Here is a 16,448-nt window from a genome sequence, read left to right on the forward strand (position 1 = left end):
TGGTGGCTGATCCATTGTTTTCACAATAGGCCTCAATCCAAATTCCCATGTTAACGTTTCCAGCTCCCGCCTCGTCAAACACAGCATCCGCACTACGCTTTCCTAGCAGATTCTTTACCAAAGTTTATAACATATTGTGCTGGTGATGCTTTCGGTTTGTAATACCTTATTCTGTAGTCTGAATATAGACCCAGCGTTTTGTATATCCATTCGCTACTCCACTTCTTCCAACCAAACCCTCTCTTCACTTTCAGCTAATAAGTGATTTTCTATTTCACCTTCCAAACTTGCCTCCAGCAGCTTTTTTATAAGTGGTGTAAATGCTCCATCCCTTCCTGTTAATGGTCTGCCTTCCCTTATTGATGACAGTATATTTGCTTCCAGTTCTTTATAATCTACCAAACCGGTAGTTCTGTTTACTACTTTCTGACTCATTGTCAAACCTCCATTTTTTTATATCAATTTATTACTTTTTTTTCGGTTTGACACACTTTTTTGAACCATACGCGTCAAGTTAAGAGATTGTGAGCAAATTTAGAGAGGTTAAAGTGGATGCTCTAGCCCTTCTACGTTTGTCTTTTAATGAAAATCGCGACCAAGTTATAGTGAGTTTTTTAAGAAATGCTTTTAAACTATTAATTTTGGTTAATACTAAAAATAACTCTCTAACCCGCCTTTTTAGCTCAATAAATGCCTTTGTTAAGCTAAGTTCTGTATTCTTTTTCACTTCTGTGCAACCAACTATGCCGTGAAATATAAGAATTGCGCACAATTTAGCATATAGTTCACATAATACTCTGCATGGCTTTCCTTTTAGCTTATCAAGCCTGATATGGCTTTTATACAATTTAAATAATGACTCAATTTGCCACCTTACTCTGTAAATCGTTAATACTTGCTCAGCACTAATTTTATTTTCTGGAACATTAGTTATACCATTTCAATAATTTTTGATTTCTTTTAAAGGATCCTGCGATCTTGCTAATCTATTAGCTTTCCTTCTTCTGGCCATAGACTGTTCTTCAGTTAGTTTCTGACATATAATTCTTACTCTAATTTTTGCTTCTTTTCCTAACAATACCTCGTTTTCTAAAAATCTCTAAACATTCTAATAACTCCATTTTTTGATTTGTTTCTACATCATATACGTTGGTATCGACGACTTATGAAATAAGCTCCTATTTCATTGATTTGTTTAAAAGAACTTGGCACAAAATAACCGAGATCAGATATTAGCAAATCATTGCTTGATATATTACTTAAATGTTTCCTATATCCCTGGTCTGATCTTATTCCCTCCGTTAAATTAAGTTGGTCTATTATCTGATTCATGTAATCGAAAACTAATTGTAACTTTATTCCAGATTTAGTATTGCTTTCATAGCCACTGTAGCTAGTACCATAACCTTTATACATCTCTTCCATACTGTTAGGTAGAGTAATATAGCTACTGTCCAATAATTTAACACTATTAAATTGCTGTAAGATTTTGCAATCAACTTGCAAGATATTTTTAAAGAGAATCACAGATTCATTATACATCCTTTTCATAAATTCCACTGCTTCTTCAGTAAATCTAAAATCCAAACCTTGTTTTGTTATATCTATCGAGTCCTCGTTTAGTAATTGACACATTGTTTCTACGCTACAATTATCAACTCCTATATTACCCAAGACCATGGCTTTTACGAATGATGAACCTTTTAGCTTTCTCTTTCTTTTTATAAACCTTGTTGTAATTGAGATTTTCTCTGCTTTTTCATTAAAAAATTCTTTGAGCTTTTTTGATAAGCAAGTTATTTTATTCATTGGTTCTCTCACTAAAAGTATATCTGGGAGAACTTATACCTTATTATTCTATCTCTTTCATACCTTTATTTCCTTAACTTGACGCGTATGCTTTTTTCAACATTCCCTGTTAAGATGCCTAATCTACTTTCAGCTCCTCAGTATGTAAACTGCGTGGTAAAGACTCTAATTCCTTTGCAGCACTTAAACTTTTATTTTTTGCATGTATACCAAGCTTATTGAATTCTCGAGCAGCAGGAAACACCCTTGCTTCAAGAGAGCCAGCAGTTTTATTATAATGATCAACAGCACTTTTTAAGCTCCTGCGCAAATTATCAAAGTTTTCACCCATTGTGCAAATGCGCTCATATAAAATATGACCTAGTTCACTGATTTTCTTTGCGTTTTCAGCTATCATCTCTTGCTTCCATCCATACGCTATTGCTTTCAGCAACGCAATTAGAGTGATCGGTGTTGCAATGATCACTTTTTTTTCCACTCCAATCTCTATCAAAGCAGGCTCATATTCCAGTGCTGCGCTAAAAACCCCCTCCCCTGTTAAGAAAAGCACCACAAGTTCTGGCGTATTTTCAAATTGATTCCAATACTCTTTTTTACCCAAATCATTTATGTGTTTTTTTATTGCCAGGGAATGGTTCTTTAATTTCTCCTTTTGTATTTGCAAATCATTTTGTGATATAGCATCCATGTAAGAATCAAGCGGCACTTTAGCATCTATTATTATTTGCTTTCCAGATGGCATTTTGATTATTAAATCAGGACGCAATAAATTATTCTCGTTTTTATCAATCACTGACGGCTGAGTAAAAAAATCGCAATACTCAATCATTCCTGCCATTTCTACCACTCTTTTGAGTTGCATTTCACCCCATTTGCCCCTAATGTGAGGTTTCCTCAGGGCATTAGCAAGGTTGGAAGTTTGGTTCATCAGCGCTCCAATTTGCTCCTTTAAACCTTCATAGGCCCCTACCCTCTCCTTTTCTAGCTCACGTATTTCATTATCGAATTTTTCTAATTTTTCTTTTATTGGAGTTACAACTTCGTTGATCGTTGCTTGTCTTTTTTTGAAATCGCTTTCCGTTTCTTTTAATTTACTATCGATTACTTCCTTTGCTAAGTTCAGAAAATTATTGTTATTTGTTTGCAAAGCATCAAGAGAGAGCGCTTTAAAAGTGTTTGTTAATCTCTCCTCTGCTTTTGTTAGTAATTCTATTTCCTTTTTCTTTTCCTCACGTTCTTTTTGCAGAGTTACTTCAAGTTCTGCTCTTTTGACCCTTAAATCAACTATTTCTTCATTCTTCGTAAGCAAAGTTTGCTTTGTTTCTTGAAGTTCTTGCTCTAATTTACATAAATTACCCTCAAGGTTTGCTTTCTTTTCGCTCAGTTTTTTTACGATAATGTAGAAAAATAGTAATAGAGAGACAACCAGAGCTATAGAATTGAAAAGCATCAGAATAAAAAAGCTGTATTTACAATTCTATATGATTTTTGTGTGTATAAGAAAGAAAAAAGGAGCACCTAAAGAGGTGACCTTACCCAGAAAAAGCAGAGAGAAAGTTAAGACGTTTTTATCATGAGAATAAATTGTGCAGGAATGCAATAGTTAATAGTAGAATGTCTACGTTATTTGTTATAAAAGATTTCTATGTATTCAAATATGGCAGTTCTGGTTTGTTGAGCGAGAAGTATCAATAAGCAGCTCCCTTTTAAGTGAACTTTTCTGCAACAGAGTTATCGTAACAACAGCCCTTATGGCTCATGCTGGAAATGATGTTTTTTGTATTCAATAGAAATTGGTAATTTTGAGAGGTATGCTGTGACCCTTGATCGCTATGTAACAGCAGATTTTTATCGGGTTTGCGTTTATCAACGGCCATCAATAAAGAATCTATAACTAATTATCATGTTACTCATTAACCACCATGCGTGAATATAGGTCAATTATTGCCGCCAACAACCTTCTTTAGTTTTTATGTAGGTAATCCCAAACTTTATTTGGCTGATCAGTAGTAAAATTTTGATCCAATGTGTTCGGAGCCACAACTCGGTTGCTTATTTGCTGTTTTTTATTTTTGAACCTTCGTCTAAGCTTGGTTTTAATGCCATTTTCTTGCATAACACTTTGTACTGTTTTAATTTTTGCCTAAAGCTTTTAATTCAGCGTGAATTTTAGGAGCTCCATATCTGCATTTAGAATGCTTGATGTATTTTTTGAGTATCTGCTAGAAGCACTTCTTTTGCTAATTCTTTACTGCTTTTTTCCTTAGCAACCAATACCACCAGTACAAAACCCTACATAGTTCCTGTGTTTTATAGCAATTTCTATATAAAAGAATACTTTACTCTTTTTCTTTGCCCAGGGCTTTTTTTAAAATGTCTCTTTCTCTTGTTAGTTCTTTTTTTAGATCAAATCTTTCTTTGTCATAAGGAGCCTTTGCCTGGAAATGCGTATGCTCCAGACATTTTTCCATCATATTTTCTTACTTAACATACTGCCATCTATACCTAGATCTTTTGCTATTTTTGTACTTGCTTGACCTGTTTCTTTAACCAGCTTAACAGCTTCTAATTTGAATTCTGCTGTATATTCTCTTCTATTTGTCATATTTTGAAAAAACGTTTTATTTTACTCCAAAAACGTCTTAACTTTCTCTCTACTTTTTCTGGGTAAGGTCAATTTACCGCCGCGGCGCTAACTAGTAGCGGGATGACGGGTTACCAAATTGTAGAAGTTGCTTTAGCTATAAATTCAAGTTTTATCAATGTCTTGTGTTGTTACCCAAATAATGGTTGTGCAAGCGCTTAATTTTTTGATCAAAAAGGAACAAGTTTAGTAAAAAATAATGATATTATTAGTGGAACATAAAACAGTCCCACTGCAGTACTGATTAGAAGCAACAGAGTAGCTTTATCTGGTTGATAATTCAAAATATTAGCAAGTATTATACTGGACCCAGAAACTGGAATAATAGCCAGCAACATCAGTGCTTTATATATGCTCTCATCGTATATACCTATAACATTCTTGTCTAAAAGGACAATTCCTAAAACAAACAGTGGCCAGAATACGTACTTTGCTGTAATAGTGATCAAAGCAAGCTTCCAATCTATTTTAAAGCTTGCAATATTCGCAATGCTCACTCCAAGTAGCACCATTCCTAATGTGACAAATGTACTTCTAATATTCATCATAACATCTGTTAAAAAAGTAGGTATTTGTATATCGTATATACTTAAAAAGAAGCCCAGAACCATCGCATAAAGCGAAGGAAGTTTGAACAACTTTAATATGCATTCTTTTGCGGTATAAATACCATTTGCAGCTATGTAAAATCCTAAGCTGTTTTCAAATAGCGCCATTCCTATATAACAAACAACATATACAGATACTGAATCTTCATCAAATAAAGCCATGGCAATCGGCAGGCCAAAATAACCCATACTTGTGCTGCCCGAGCTAAATGCTAATATGTTTCTTGTGTTATCCTTAAATAAAAAAGAAGAAAGATAATACACTGATAAGGACATAGTGCTACCTATAAACCATATCAAAATCGGCAGAGAAATTACTTTTAAGTTAACTTCTGTATGAGAGACTCCATATAAAATCACTATTGGATTAGCTATATAAAAAAGTATTTGAGATATAGTGTTTCTATCAATTTTAAGATATTTTCCTGCTAAGTAACCAATAAATATTGTAATATAAATAGGTAATATTTTGAGAAAAAGAGTAAGGAACATACTAGCCTATTGTAATATTTTTGACTGATAAAGTGATATTAGATCTTAAGGTATTGTAAAAGTAAACAAAATTTATTTTCCAATTTATCCAGCTCATAGTTAATTAAATTAGTGCCAAAATTTGTTTTTACACAGGACTTAAGAATGACATTTTTATGATAAAATTATGTTAAGTTTCTATAAAGCTTCTTGCATATTTTTGAATAATGACATATTTACTAAAAATTAAACTGCTTGTAGTAATTTAGACGGACTGTTGAAAAAGTAAGAGGAAATAAGTAAAGTTAGGACAGAGAGTAAGAGCTTTAACATAGTTGTCATATTTTTCTTTAATTAACTCTGGTGTCCAATGAATATCCTGATCCCACCACTTCTTTACATGAGGTGTTTCTAACCATTTTAATAGCAGTAAAAAATGTTCTTCTTTCAACGCTTTAAATGTGATATTTTTATTCATTAATTGAAAATCTTAAATGTTACTACCATTTCTGTTAATCCTGTCTCTAATTGCCAAGTTCATTGAAATTGACATTTCCGTACCTAGTTTTCCTGATATGGTGCGCTATTTTAACGTATCAGAAGGAACAATTCAATTAACTATTGCTTATAATTTTTTAGGCTTTTGCATAGGAGGGTTGTTTTTCGGTCCATTGTCTGAATGCTACGGCAGAAGGAGAATTATGATCATAGGTAACACTTTGTTATTAATCGGCGCTGTTGGTTGTGTTTTTGCACCGTCGATTTTTTGGCTTTTAATCTCTCGCTTTGTTCAGGGCATTGGTGTCAGCACATCTGTAGTTGTGTTTGCCATAATTGCAGATAGCTATAAAGGTGACGAAGCGGTGAAATTTATTGGAATCATGAATTCTGTTCTTACAGTTGTCATGGCAATTGCGCCAGTGTTAGGCAGTTTCATCAATGAAATTGTAGGATGGCGTGGTAATTATGCAACTGTTGCAATACTTTGTTTAATCTCTTGGTTTTTGCTGCTTTTAGCGTTACCAGAAACAAAAAAGGACCGCGATATTTTCAGTTTGAAAAAAACGATGAAAGATTACAGAAAACTACTATCTAATCCGAGGTTTGTTACGTTGTCTTTGATGTCAAGCCTCTTTTCTGCTGCGTATATGTCATTCATTACTTGTGGACCTTTTCTGTATATGAAGACTTTTGGTTTATCTAGCACTATTTATGCACTACATCAAGGTGCAATAGTTGGGTGCTTCTCACTCATTAGTCTATTTGCTGGCAAAATCTTGCAGAAACTTGGAGCAATAAAGTGTGTAATTTCTGGTACGAGCGTGTGTGCTATTGGATCTCTATTGCTTGTAATATTCAGTATAATTGCACCCCACTCTTTCTACTTAGTAACACTGTCTATGATTATTTTTTCTATCGGTTGTGCAATTTGCCAGGCAGTGATTTTTAATGCATCAATAAATGTTTTCCCTGAAATTAAAGGCACAGCTTCTTCTGCAGTCTCATTCATTAGAGCTTTTATCATGGCTATTTTTATCGGCTTAACAAGCTACGTTTACAATGGTCAGGCAATCAGTGTAGCTGTTCTTGTTTTATCTGCAATAGTACTAGAACTTATTTTTACTGTCTACTTATTGTTTTCAAGGTCTGGAGAAGATCTATAATTATTGGTATATAGATCTTCTCATTTTCAGTTATTACTGTGATACGTGTTGGTGCTTTGCTGCTGGTTCTATACGTATTTCTTCCAACTCATCTAGTCTATCAAGCTTTTCTAATATTGAGGATCGAAGACTACTTGATGGCTGCTCTCCAATCACCCAGGAGGTCAATTCATCGCATGATTGATCCTCAAAATCGACGATACAATTGTCCACAAGAGTAGATTTTGGAACGACGCCTCTGGGATTCAACCCATATTGATCAGTTGTCTCCTCTAACGGAGCAGAATTTGGAAGGAAATTTATTGAATTATTTAACGTTGAAAATTCATCCTGAAAAGATCTCTTTCTTTTTTGCGCTAACGATTCATTACCTAAACTGTCTGTATTGGAGTTTTCGGTTCTTAGCTTGCTTGAACCCTCTTTATTGTTTGAGCAAATTTTCCTTAGGGTAGACCAAGTTCTGGCCGATGACTTGTCTAAATATGCACGATAGCCTTCTTTTTGCCGATAATTTAATTTATTAAATAGAGTTTTATATGAAGCACGTTGAAAACGATAGGTAGCTTTCAATGTACTGAACGCAAAATCTTGATTCTTTTTGAGTAGATCAAAAAATACCACAGCAGCTTGATCTTTTGCCACTGCTATCAGTATAAGAGACATAGCGTGATTACGAAGCCCCAGTGTTGCTATGTCAAGGTAGCACTGTTTATGGTAGTTACTGAGGCTATTAAATGTCTCTCTAAATTTGTTTATTCGCCTGCGTCTCGCTGAATCGTTCAATTCTTGAATTACTTCACCGCTTATATCGTTAGGACTATTATGCATTCTTTTACTACTATTATTAATTAGTACATAAATACTATATTAGTATTTATCAAGAAATCAATAGAAATATTTAAAAAAAATAGATTAGTCTTAGCATTAAGCGTTAGAGGGTTTGAGATCTCTGTGAAAAGAACTACAAGCAGAGTACGTGTATAAGCCTGTTTTGATTAGAGAACAATTGCAGAATTGTTTAATCAATTTTAACTCTCTCCGGCCAATCTTTCTGCTTCATTACGTGAAATTAATGCCTCAATAAACTCATCTAGTTCACCTTCTTTTATAATCTGCTCTAATCGATGTGAAGTTAGATTAATTCTGTGGTCTGTTATTCTTGATTGTGGGAAATTATATGTTCTTATGCGCTCGGAACGATCACCAGAGCCAATCTGACTTTTCCTCATTGTTGACCTTTCCATTTCTTTTTTTTGTCTTTCAATTTCGTATAGCCTTGCCCTCAATACTTTGAGCGCTTTAGCTTTATTTTTGTGCTGCGATTTTTCATCTTGCTGTATCACAACTATCCCTGTTGGCAAGTGGGTGACCCTTACTGCGCTGTCAGTTGTATTCACTGATTGCCCTCCAGGACCACTGGATCTATAAACATCTATTCGTAAGTCTTTTTCTTCTATTTTAAAGTCAACTTCTTCTACTTCAGGTAATATCGCAACAGTAGCGGCAGAGGTATGCAACCTTCCTGAGGATTCAGTTTCTGGCACTCTCTGTACTCTGTGCACCCCTGATTCAAATTTCAACCTTGCAAAAACTTCTGTTCCATTAATGAGTGCAGAAGCTTCCTTATAGCCACCTATACCTGTATTAGAAATGCTTATTGGCTCGAATTTCCAATTTCTTCTTTCTGCATATTTTTGGTACATACGAAATAACATTGCTGCAAATAATGCTGCTTCTTCTCCGCCTGTACCTGCTCTAATTTCTAATATTGCATTTCTTGAGTCATCTTCATCTTTGGGCAATAATGCTAACTTTAATTTTGCTTTTATTTTTGGTAATAATACCTTGTGCTTTTCGAAAAATTCTTCTTTTGCTAACTCTTTTATATCACCTTCGCTGTTTTCATCTTTCATTATTTCTTCTAAGTCTGAAATTTCCTCTTTCAGCGTGTTATATTCATCAATTATCTTGATTATTGGCCTGAGCTCAGAGTATTCCTTTGAAAGGGTAATGAATTCTTTTTGACTTAAATTGGTAGGATTTTCCAAATTCCTCTCTATATCATTAAATTTTTTCTTTAAGTCTTGTAAATTATTTTCCATATCCATATAGCACAGATCTAGCTAAGTAATATATACTGAAATAAAAAATTTCTTATATCAAGCAATAACACTATAATATACCTACTACCTTCTAGTTGAATATAATGGCAAAACAGATAACATCAAACTGCAATTTCATATTTGGAGCTTCGGACATAAAATCATTACCAAATGAGTCGGCTCCAGAGATTGCGTTTGCTGGTAGATCAAATGTAGGAAAATCCAGTCTGATCAACTTACTGATAAACAGCAAAAAAGCTGCCAGAGTTTCCTCTAAACCTGGATGCACTAGACAAATAAATTTTTACTCTATGTACAATGATAAGTTCAGACTTGTTGACCTACCAGGGTATGGCTACTCTCATGCAGGCAAGGAGGAAATTATACAATATTTAAACTTAATTGAGTATTATCTAATTCAAAGAAGAAATCTAAGAAGAGTGTTTGTGTTGATAGATAGCAAGGTAGGATTAAAAGAAATAGACAAAGACTTCATTTATTGGTTAATATATAATAACATTAACTTTAACATTGTGCTAACAAAAATAGATAAAGTAAGTCAAAAAAGCTTAGGTGCTGTTATAGAAGATATTCAAAAATGGATTAATAATGAGAATGTGTCAATTCATCAAATGAGCATCCGTGTTAAGCATAAAATAACCAAGGTAAGAGATGAGTTTTTCAAGTTTACAAGATAAAAAAATGAAGAGTAGTGAATTTTTAAAGGGTGAGGTATCATTTGAACAAAAAGCAGAAATATTACTTGAAGTGCTATCTAACATACCTAGCTTTGTAGGCGAGACTTTTGTCATTAAATGCGGTGGTACAATAATCTCAGATGAAACACTATTTAATACTTTTGTGCATAATGTTGTCTTGTTGAAGCAGCTTGGTATAAATCCGGTAATAATTCATGACGGAGAATATGAAATTAACTCGGTGTTAAAAATGCTGGGTATGGACAGTAAGTTTGTGAATGGTATCAGACTTACAGACAAAGGCACTATGAAAATCATTGAAGTGGCACTGTGTGGTTCAGTTAATAAAAAAATTGTTCAGTATATAAATTCTGCTGGTGGTTCAGCTATTGGATTATGTGGAAAAGATGGTCACTTAATTAAAGCCGAAAAAATAACCGCTACGCTTAGAGAAGATAGATCAAATAATATCGAAAAGATATTAGACATGGGGTTCATCGGTAGACCCACTGAAATCAATCCTGATATATTATTTTTTATTGAAGAATCAGATTTTATACCAGTTATTGCACCAATTGGTCATGGAAAAGATGGGGAAACGTATCATATTGATGCCGATAGCACTGCAAGCGCAATTGCAATTGCAGTTTCTGCATCTAAAATGATAATCTTGAGTGACACAGATGAAGAAATAGATAAAATTGGTGGCAGGAAGATATCTGTTAAAAATTTAAATGCATCGATTGATTGTGGGAAAATTAAAGGGGAAAAATTTATTGAAAGGCTTATGGCATACGTTAAAATGGCGGAGGAATGTGCTGGAGTTGTTCACATAGTTGATGGTAGAATACCTAACATTATGCTTGATTTATTTACTGAGAATAATTCAAGCATATCGATTGTGAGTGATTTATAGCTATACTGCTTACAACTACACGAATACCAAGAGGGTGTCATTCAAGTAGCTGACACTGGAATGACAGCAATCTACGTCATACCACGATTCATTCGCGGTATCTCTAGGTCCCGCTAACAAGTAGCGGGATGACGGCTGTCAGGGTGTCATCCCAGCGCCCAGACACTGGGATCCAGAAGACTTAATTTCAACCAAGTGGCTGCATAATAAGGACTAGATTCCAGACTGGAATAACATCATAGGGGCACTGGGATGACAAAAAAAGGAGCACTGAACTTGTCAAGGAATTTTATGGCCTAGCTGTCACGCGCTGGAATGACATCATTTACGATGTAACATTTATCACTTTTGCAGATACAATTTACATGCTATAATTGAGTCTTCATAGATGGTAAATTGGAGTGCAAAGAAGTAAAATTAAAGTAGAAATAAAAAGATTATCACACGGAGAAGACTTGTCTCTTCCATGTTATGCAACTACGCAGAGTGCTGGCATGGATCTTTATGCTGCATTGAATGATTCTGCTGTTTTAAATCCACTTGAAAGATTACTTGTTCCAACTGGAATTGTGATTGCAATACCAAACGGTTTTGAGGGGCAAATCCGCCCACGTTCTGGTCTTGCTGCAAAACATGGAATCACTGTCTTAAATTCTCCGGGCACTATAGACTCTGATTATCGAGGTGAAGTTAAAATTTGTCTAATTAATCTAAGTAATCAGCCATACGAAATAAAAAGAGGAGATAGAATCGCACAAATCCTTATCTCTCCTGTATCTCAGGTAATTTGGGATGACAGAGAAGAATTCTGCGCAGAAGAAACCGGTCGCAATGCAGGGGGCTTTGGCTCAAGTGGCAGGTAACTTACGGAAAAGCTTGACTATGACAATTTTTTTATACACAATTTAAGCATATTAATATTTTATTAAATGAAGTCGTTTATGCTAACTTTCAAAAATCATTGTGGCCAGCTCCACAAAGCAAACACTGTATTTGTTGCATTTACTGCTATATACGTTATAGGTGGATTAGCAATACTTTCAACACCGCTTTGGAGGCCTTCAACTTGCAAGCTAGCAGCTTTTGCAGCTACACCACTTGGAATGGGCGTTTTAGCATTTGTTGCTGCTGCGCTGACTTATTTAGCAATATATGCTATCAGCAAAAATAACGAAATATCTGAGTTGAAAGCTCTGAAGGTTATTAAGGATGGATTGCTAGTAACAGAAGACGCATTTAGGGAAATTGTAAGAAATAACCAAGTTAAAGATGAAGAAGGTAAGGTAAAAAAGGATAAACATTATATAGACTTCAGCTTAGAAGGCAAGAACTACCGTATTATTGTTGATATTGATCAGCTTACCAAGACGCTAGGCAATACTTTACTCTTCAAGATAGATTCACTAAAAGAGAAAAACGATGAAGGTAAGTTCGAGGCAGTAAATGAAACAAAGTGGAGTAAAACATTAGGTTTAGACAAAGATGGTGCTAAAGAGGTTAACACTTATTTAGGCCAACTTATTTCTGTTGAACAAGTTGCTTCTCAACAACAGACAGTATAGCCAAGTGAAATAAAAGAGGTAAATTAAGTCTGCCTCTTTGTTTTTTTAGTGTCGGTTACTCAAATTCATTATGGGAATGTATCCGTTCAGCAGAGTGGCAAAGTAGGTAGGCAAGATAAACTAAAAAATCAAGAAAAAGTGAGTGTACAACAAATGGTGTCATGCAAGTAGCTGACACTGGTTCACTTTATGATGGTGTCATCCCAGTGCTCCCTTTCTTGTCATCCCAGTGCTTGACACTGGGATGGCTTTGTTGCATCGCTACTTATGAAAGGCTAACTATAATTAGGATTATAAGCAACTTATTGAAAATCTTGTTTTTTTGCTATCAATCTGATCAAATTTAAGAATAGTAATTTGTTATTTATATTAATAAATTTAATTCTATTGAAAATAGCTAAAGCATTGAAATTCTTGAATTTTAGCCGGATTAGTGAGTGGTAGTGAAATTTCTTTTACTCAAATTTAGGTATTCACTGACCGTTCTTGTTGTAAATACCAGAGTAATAAGCTACTGATATTCTCCACCTTTTTTATCTTTAATCCATCATAGCTAGCGATGCAACAAAGCCCACTGGGATCCAGAAAAATTGACTGTGCACTATACAACATTTTCGATCAAAAGCTGGATCCCAGTGTCTGGGCACTGGGATGACACCCTCCTGGTAGACAATGTTCATACAGCAGCTACTCGGATGACACCCTGTGTTTGCTGGCTATAATTGCTAAGGATTTTTATTTAATTTAACTGCATCTTTTGCCTTATCCAATAACCCATTAATAAAGCCAATTTCGCTTGGTTTATCAAGTAAATCAGATGCAATGTTAGTATATTCATTAATGACAACTGGAACTGGCGTATCGCAATTAATCAACTCACATATTGCAACACGCAAAATAGATAAGCTTATGAGATTTAACCGTGAAAGGGACCAGCTTGGGTGTAAGTAAGACTCTATTATTTTATCATATTCTTCACTGCTTTTTATAACCTTACATAACAAATTTTCTAAGAACTGATGTTCAAATTCTTCACATTCAAATATATCTTTCAACTTATTTATGTAGTCCTTAAGCTCACAATTTTCCAATTTAAAAGTGCTTTTGTTGTAACCTACGAAAATATTTGAATAAGCAATTTGTACAGCAAGAAATCTTGCCGTGCTTCTTTTTATGCGCCACTTTTTATCTACTGGTTTTTCCTCCACTATTTTAATTTATTGTGTAAATCTATCATATGCAAAACAGTTGAGGCTGCATGGCCACCAACGTTCTTTTTGTTTTTATCAGCTCTAACTAGTGCTTTATCTTTGCTGTCAGCGGTAATTACACCCATACCAAGGGGTATTGCATAATGCATAACAACCTCATTTAAGCCTTCAATTACTCCTTTACAAACATATTGATAATGATCGGTTTCACCGCGAATTACGCACCCAAGAGCTAAATAACCATCATAATTAGTATGCCCACTCTTGACTGCAAAAAGAATTGTAGCTGGTATCTCAAATGTACCAGGAACCTCAACTACATCGTAACTGGCATTACTGCCTTTTAATTTATCAATTGCACCTTCAAGCAAAAGGTTCGCTATTTCAGTATAATAAATCGAATTAACTATTAGTATTCTCGACATTTACTACCACTTTTTTTGTTAAAAACAACTTTATTAATGACTGTTGAATTAGAGTTATAATATTACTAAATATCCAATATATTACCAGGCCGGCAGGAAAAGAAGAAAAAATAAAGACAGAAATGTAAGGTAAAAACTTCATAACATTTACTTGAATATCATCTTTACTGGTTTGATCTTTCTCACTTAGCTTCTGCTGAATTATCATGGTGGCACCGAAAATTATAGGTAAAATGCCTATAGAAATAGGAAAGTTATAATTAAACAACCCAAATAATGTAAAGATGTTCGTTGGGTCAGGAGCTGAAAGATCCTTAATCCATAAAAAAAAAGGAGCATGCCTCATCTCTATAGTAACAAATAATACTTTATATAGAGCAAAAAATACCGGTATTTGTATTAGCATGGGAAAAATGTTCGACATTGGGTTTACGTTGTTTCTCTTAAACAATGCAATTGTCTCTTTATGCTGCTTTAAGCTGTCATTTTTATACAACTCTTTTACACGAGTTAGCTCAGGCTGCAAGCTTTTCACCTTGAACATTGAAACATATGATCTATTAGACAAGGGAAGCATCAAAAGTTTGATTACTAAAGTCAGCAATAATATTGCTAAGCCAAAATTCTTTAAAACGAAGTTAAAGTATTCAAGCAGTAAAAACACTGGCTTGGTTATAAAATAAAGAACACCAAAATCTACAGCTTTATCAAATAAAGGTATATTGAGAGTATCCTTGTAAGAATCCAGTAAATTCAACTTTTTTGCTCCAGCAAAAAAATAATTCACATTAGAAGTGCTTGCACCAGGAAGTATGCTCTTGTAAGGTTTGACAAAATCTACTTGGAATTTATCAGTATTATCAACGTTCGTGTGTTTAATGCTTACATTTATTTTATCGAATTTCTCAGGTATGATGGCTGTAAGCCAGTATTTATCAGCAAAACCAAACCAATTTTTTTCACTTGCACTTGCTTTTATTAAATGTTTCTTAGAGACATCCTTATATGTCCACTCCTCTAGTTTATTATCAAATGCACCCAGAACTCCTTCATGGGATATCCAATAAGATTCGTTGATATTGTCACGTTTACGGTTAATTTTACCATAAGGAACCAAAACTACATTATCTTTTGTGTTATTTTCAACAATCTGCTCAATTTTAAACATGTAGTTATCGTCAAGGCTAATTTTCATTTTAAACACAATGCCATTCTCATTGTCCCAAAATAAAATTACCTCTTTTTGATTGAGTTTATCTGCTTGCCAGACTGTCTTAGAATCTGGAACTTTAATCTTTTTATTCGGATCGAGCCACCCAAATTCTGCGAAATATACATCTTTTGATTCTGCAGGTGACAGTAACACCACTTGTGGAGAAGAAGAACTCGGTTCTAAGTGGTAATTAGTTAAAATTAAGTCATCAAACCTTGCACCTTTCAGAGAAATTGATCCTTTAATCATGTTATTGGTTAAACTAACCCTCTGTTCTCGAGTAGAATTAATAATTTCAGAACGATTTTGGTGTATTATAGGAGCAAGGTCGTTAAAAGATTCGATATGTTCAATATTTTCAATCAATGGCTGATTTTGGTTTGCACTAAAAAAATTATCATAAATAATACGCCAAGATACCATGATCAACATGGAAAGGATAGCTGCTAAAATTAAACTTTTTGCTTCTGACATGAAATTAAATCAAACATATCTTCTTAAAGTGTATACTAAATATTGTACTAAAACAATGAAATTTACTTATTTTTAATAATAACTTTTAACGCTGATCTTTAAAATTTATTTTAATAGCTTCAAATTTTAACAATATGAACGCGGTGAAAAATCTAGTTATTTGGTTGCTAATAATAGCCACTACTGCAATGCTTATTGATTCACAAAGGGACAAACTAAGCGACAGATTTCTCAGTACTTTTTTACCATATAAAGGAAGAATTCAAAATAGCGGTCAGAATAGTGGAAGTATTGAATTTACGAAGTCATATGATGGACACTTTTATATTCAGGCTCAAGTCAATGATTGCAATATAACGTTTTTGCTTGATACTGGAGCAACCGATATTGTTCTATCACAAAAAGACGCATTACATGTTGGTATTAACTTACAAAATGTTCAGGATTTTAAAATATATGAAACTGCGAAAGGTCAAATAAAAGCTGGAGTGGTTCAAATACCTCAAGTTAAAATAGGAAATTTTTTGATTAATGATGTACAGGCAAGCGTTAACTCTCATTCTATGTCTCATTCACTACTTGGAATGAGCTTTTTAAGGTATTTTCATTTCACTATAAGAGATAATAAGTTGATATTATACCGCGACTAAA

The 16,448-nt window shown here is 34.1% G+C and carries 15 protein-coding genes and 4 pseudogenes; 7 read left to right on the forward strand and 12 right to left on the reverse strand.

The genetic code is table 11. The features are described 5' to 3' along the window. Window positions 1–240 precede the first annotated feature (240 nt). From ONI09_RS05230 to ONI09_RS05265, 6 genes and pseudogenes are all read right to left on the reverse strand, one after another. Window positions 241–435 (reverse strand): annotated as a pseudogene (locus tag ONI09_RS05230) (IS256 family transposase); the annotation flags it as partial. 79 nt (window positions 436–514) lie between these two features. Continuing rightward, window positions 515–1,809, reverse strand: a pseudogene (locus ONI09_RS05235) (IS4 family transposase). Window positions 1,810–1,927: 118 nt separating this feature from the next. Next, window positions 1,928–3,259: a DNA recombination protein RmuC gene (locus ONI09_RS05240; RefSeq protein ID WP_265013887.1), complete on the reverse strand. Its 1,332-nt coding sequence runs from the start codon at window positions 3,257–3,259 to the stop codon at window positions 1,928–1,930. Between the two features lie 173 nt (window positions 3,260–3,432). After that, a pseudogene (locus ONI09_RS07120) lies at window positions 3,433–4,414 on the reverse strand (IS3 family transposase). 209 nt (window positions 4,415–4,623) lie between these two features. Next, the gene (locus ONI09_RS05260; RefSeq protein ID WP_265013888.1) at window positions 4,624–5,553 is read right to left on the reverse strand and encodes an AEC family transporter; all 930 of its coding nucleotides are present in this window, start codon (window positions 5,551–5,553) and stop codon (window positions 4,624–4,626) included. Between the two features lie 304 nt (window positions 5,554–5,857). Beyond that, window positions 5,858–6,010 (reverse strand): annotated as a pseudogene (locus ONI09_RS05265) (N-acetyltransferase); the annotation flags it as partial. Window positions 6,011–6,026: 16 nt separating this feature from the next. On the opposite strand from ONI09_RS05265, the gene ONI09_RS05270 reads away from it, so the two are divergent. Further along, entirely contained in the window at window positions 6,027–7,196 is a 1,170-nt protein-coding gene (locus tag ONI09_RS05270) for a multidrug effflux MFS transporter (protein ID WP_265013890.1), read from the forward strand. 33 nt (window positions 7,197–7,229) lie between these two features. Here ONI09_RS05270 and ONI09_RS05275 read toward each other — a convergent pair whose 3' ends face one another. Continuing rightward, window positions 7,230–8,024 carry a hypothetical protein gene (locus ONI09_RS05275; protein WP_265013891.1) on the reverse strand — a complete coding sequence of 265 codons (795 nt, stop codon included), beginning with the start codon at window positions 8,022–8,024 and terminating at the stop codon, window positions 7,230–7,232. Between the two features lie 200 nt (window positions 8,025–8,224). After that, window positions 8,225–9,304: a peptide chain release factor 1 gene (gene prfA / locus ONI09_RS05280; protein ID WP_007548640.1), complete on the reverse strand. Its 1,080-nt coding sequence runs from the start codon at window positions 9,302–9,304 to the stop codon at window positions 8,225–8,227. Window positions 9,305–9,402: 98 nt separating this feature from the next. Here prfA and yihA point away from each other — a divergent pair, with 98 nt between their 5' ends. From yihA to ONI09_RS05305, 5 genes are all read left to right on the forward strand, one after another. Continuing rightward, window positions 9,403–9,996 (forward strand): ribosome biogenesis GTP-binding protein YihA/YsxC, encoded by a 594-nt coding sequence (yihA, locus tag ONI09_RS05285; RefSeq protein ID WP_182320107.1) that lies wholly within the window; start codon window positions 9,403–9,405, stop codon window positions 9,994–9,996. Window positions 9,997–10,000: 4 nt separating this feature from the next. Further along, complete coding sequence (argB, locus tag ONI09_RS05290) at window positions 10,001–10,912, forward strand: acetylglutamate kinase (RefSeq protein ID WP_320109956.1); 912 nt, start codon at window positions 10,001–10,003, stop codon at window positions 10,910–10,912. 401 nt (window positions 10,913–11,313) lie between these two features. After that, the gene (dut, locus tag ONI09_RS05295) at window positions 11,314–11,775 is read left to right on the forward strand and encodes a dUTP diphosphatase (RefSeq protein WP_006279458.1); all 462 of its coding nucleotides are present in this window, start codon (window positions 11,314–11,316) and stop codon (window positions 11,773–11,775) included. Between the two features lie 78 nt (window positions 11,776–11,853). Next, complete coding sequence (locus ONI09_RS05300; protein ID WP_265013893.1) at window positions 11,854–12,474, forward strand: hypothetical protein; 621 nt, start codon at window positions 11,854–11,856, stop codon at window positions 12,472–12,474. Between the two features lie 161 nt (window positions 12,475–12,635). After that, window positions 12,636–12,821 (forward strand): hypothetical protein, encoded by a 186-nt coding sequence (locus ONI09_RS05305; RefSeq protein ID WP_265013894.1) that lies wholly within the window; start codon window positions 12,636–12,638, stop codon window positions 12,819–12,821. A 192-nt stretch (window positions 12,822–13,013) separates the two neighbouring features. On the opposite strand, the gene ONI09_RS07015 is transcribed toward ONI09_RS05305, so the two are convergent. From ONI09_RS07015 to yidC, 4 genes are read right to left on the reverse strand one after another with little or no spacing between them, the layout of a single operon-like run. Next, window positions 13,014–13,154: a hypothetical protein gene (locus tag ONI09_RS07015; RefSeq protein ID WP_265013895.1), complete on the reverse strand. Its 141-nt coding sequence runs from the start codon at window positions 13,152–13,154 to the stop codon at window positions 13,014–13,016. 45 nt (window positions 13,155–13,199) lie between these two features. Then, window positions 13,200–13,682, reverse strand: coding sequence for a transcription antitermination factor NusB (gene nusB, locus ONI09_RS05315; protein ID WP_265013896.1), 483 nt, complete (start codon window positions 13,680–13,682; stop codon window positions 13,200–13,202). Further along, complete coding sequence (locus ONI09_RS05320; protein ID WP_264705595.1) at window positions 13,682–14,110, reverse strand: 6,7-dimethyl-8-ribityllumazine synthase; 429 nt, start codon at window positions 14,108–14,110, stop codon at window positions 13,682–13,684. Before ONI09_RS05320 ends, nusB begins: the two co-directional genes overlap by 1 nt. Further along, window positions 14,088–15,797: a membrane protein insertase YidC gene (gene yidC, locus ONI09_RS05325; RefSeq protein ID WP_265013897.1), complete on the reverse strand. Its 1,710-nt coding sequence runs from the start codon at window positions 15,795–15,797 to the stop codon at window positions 14,088–14,090. Before yidC ends, ONI09_RS05320 begins: the two co-directional genes overlap by 23 nt. 134 nt (window positions 15,798–15,931) lie before the next feature. Here yidC and ONI09_RS05330 point away from each other — a divergent pair, with 134 nt between their 5' ends. After that, window positions 15,932–16,447, forward strand: a complete 516-nt coding sequence (locus tag ONI09_RS05330) for a TIGR02281 family clan AA aspartic protease (RefSeq protein ID WP_265013898.1) — start codon at window positions 15,932–15,934, stop codon at window positions 16,445–16,447. Window position 16,448 lies beyond the last annotated feature (1 nt).

It is taken from the genome of Wolbachia endosymbiont of Drosophila pseudotakahashii, assembly GCF_026015925.1.
In the GTDB taxonomy this organism is placed as follows: Bacteria; Pseudomonadota; Alphaproteobacteria; order Rickettsiales; family Anaplasmataceae; genus Wolbachia; species Wolbachia pipientis.

Bases quoted from the DNA above. Each gene is read 5' to 3' on its own strand.
- ONI09_RS05240 (WP_265013887.1), bottom strand. From the start codon at position 3,259: ATGCTTTTCAATTCTATAGCTCTGGTTGTCTCTCTATTACTATTTTTC.
- ONI09_RS05260 (WP_265013888.1), bottom strand. From the start codon at position 5,553: ATGTTCCTTACTCTTTTTCTCAAAATATTACCTATTTATATTACAATA.
- ONI09_RS05270 (WP_265013890.1), top strand. From the start codon at position 6,027: ATGTTACTACCATTTCTGTTAATCCTGTCTCTAATTGCCAAGTTCATT.
- ONI09_RS05275 (WP_265013891.1), bottom strand. From the start codon at position 8,024: ATGCATAATAGTCCTAACGATATAAGCGGTGAAGTAATTCAAGAATTG.
- prfA (WP_007548640.1), bottom strand. From the start codon at position 9,304: ATGGATATGGAAAATAATTTACAAGACTTAAAGAAAAAATTTAATGAT.
- yihA (WP_182320107.1), top strand. From the start codon at position 9,403: ATGGCAAAACAGATAACATCAAACTGCAATTTCATATTTGGAGCTTCG.
- argB (WP_320109956.1), top strand. From the start codon at position 10,001: ATGAAGAGTAGTGAATTTTTAAAGGGTGAGGTATCATTTGAACAAAAA.
- ONI09_RS05300 (WP_265013893.1), top strand. From the start codon at position 11,854: ATGCTAACTTTCAAAAATCATTGTGGCCAGCTCCACAAAGCAAACACT.
- ONI09_RS05305 (WP_265013894.1), top strand. From the start codon at position 12,636: ATGCAAGTAGCTGACACTGGTTCACTTTATGATGGTGTCATCCCAGTG.
- ONI09_RS07015 (WP_265013895.1), bottom strand. From the start codon at position 13,154: ATGAACATTGTCTACCAGGAGGGTGTCATCCCAGTGCCCAGACACTGG.
- ONI09_RS05320 (WP_264705595.1), bottom strand. From the start codon at position 14,110: ATGTCGAGAATACTAATAGTTAATTCGATTTATTATACTGAAATAGCG.
- yidC (WP_265013897.1), bottom strand. From the start codon at position 15,797: ATGTCAGAAGCAAAAAGTTTAATTTTAGCAGCTATCCTTTCCATGTTG.
- ONI09_RS05330 (WP_265013898.1), top strand. From the start codon at position 15,932: ATGAACGCGGTGAAAAATCTAGTTATTTGGTTGCTAATAATAGCCACT.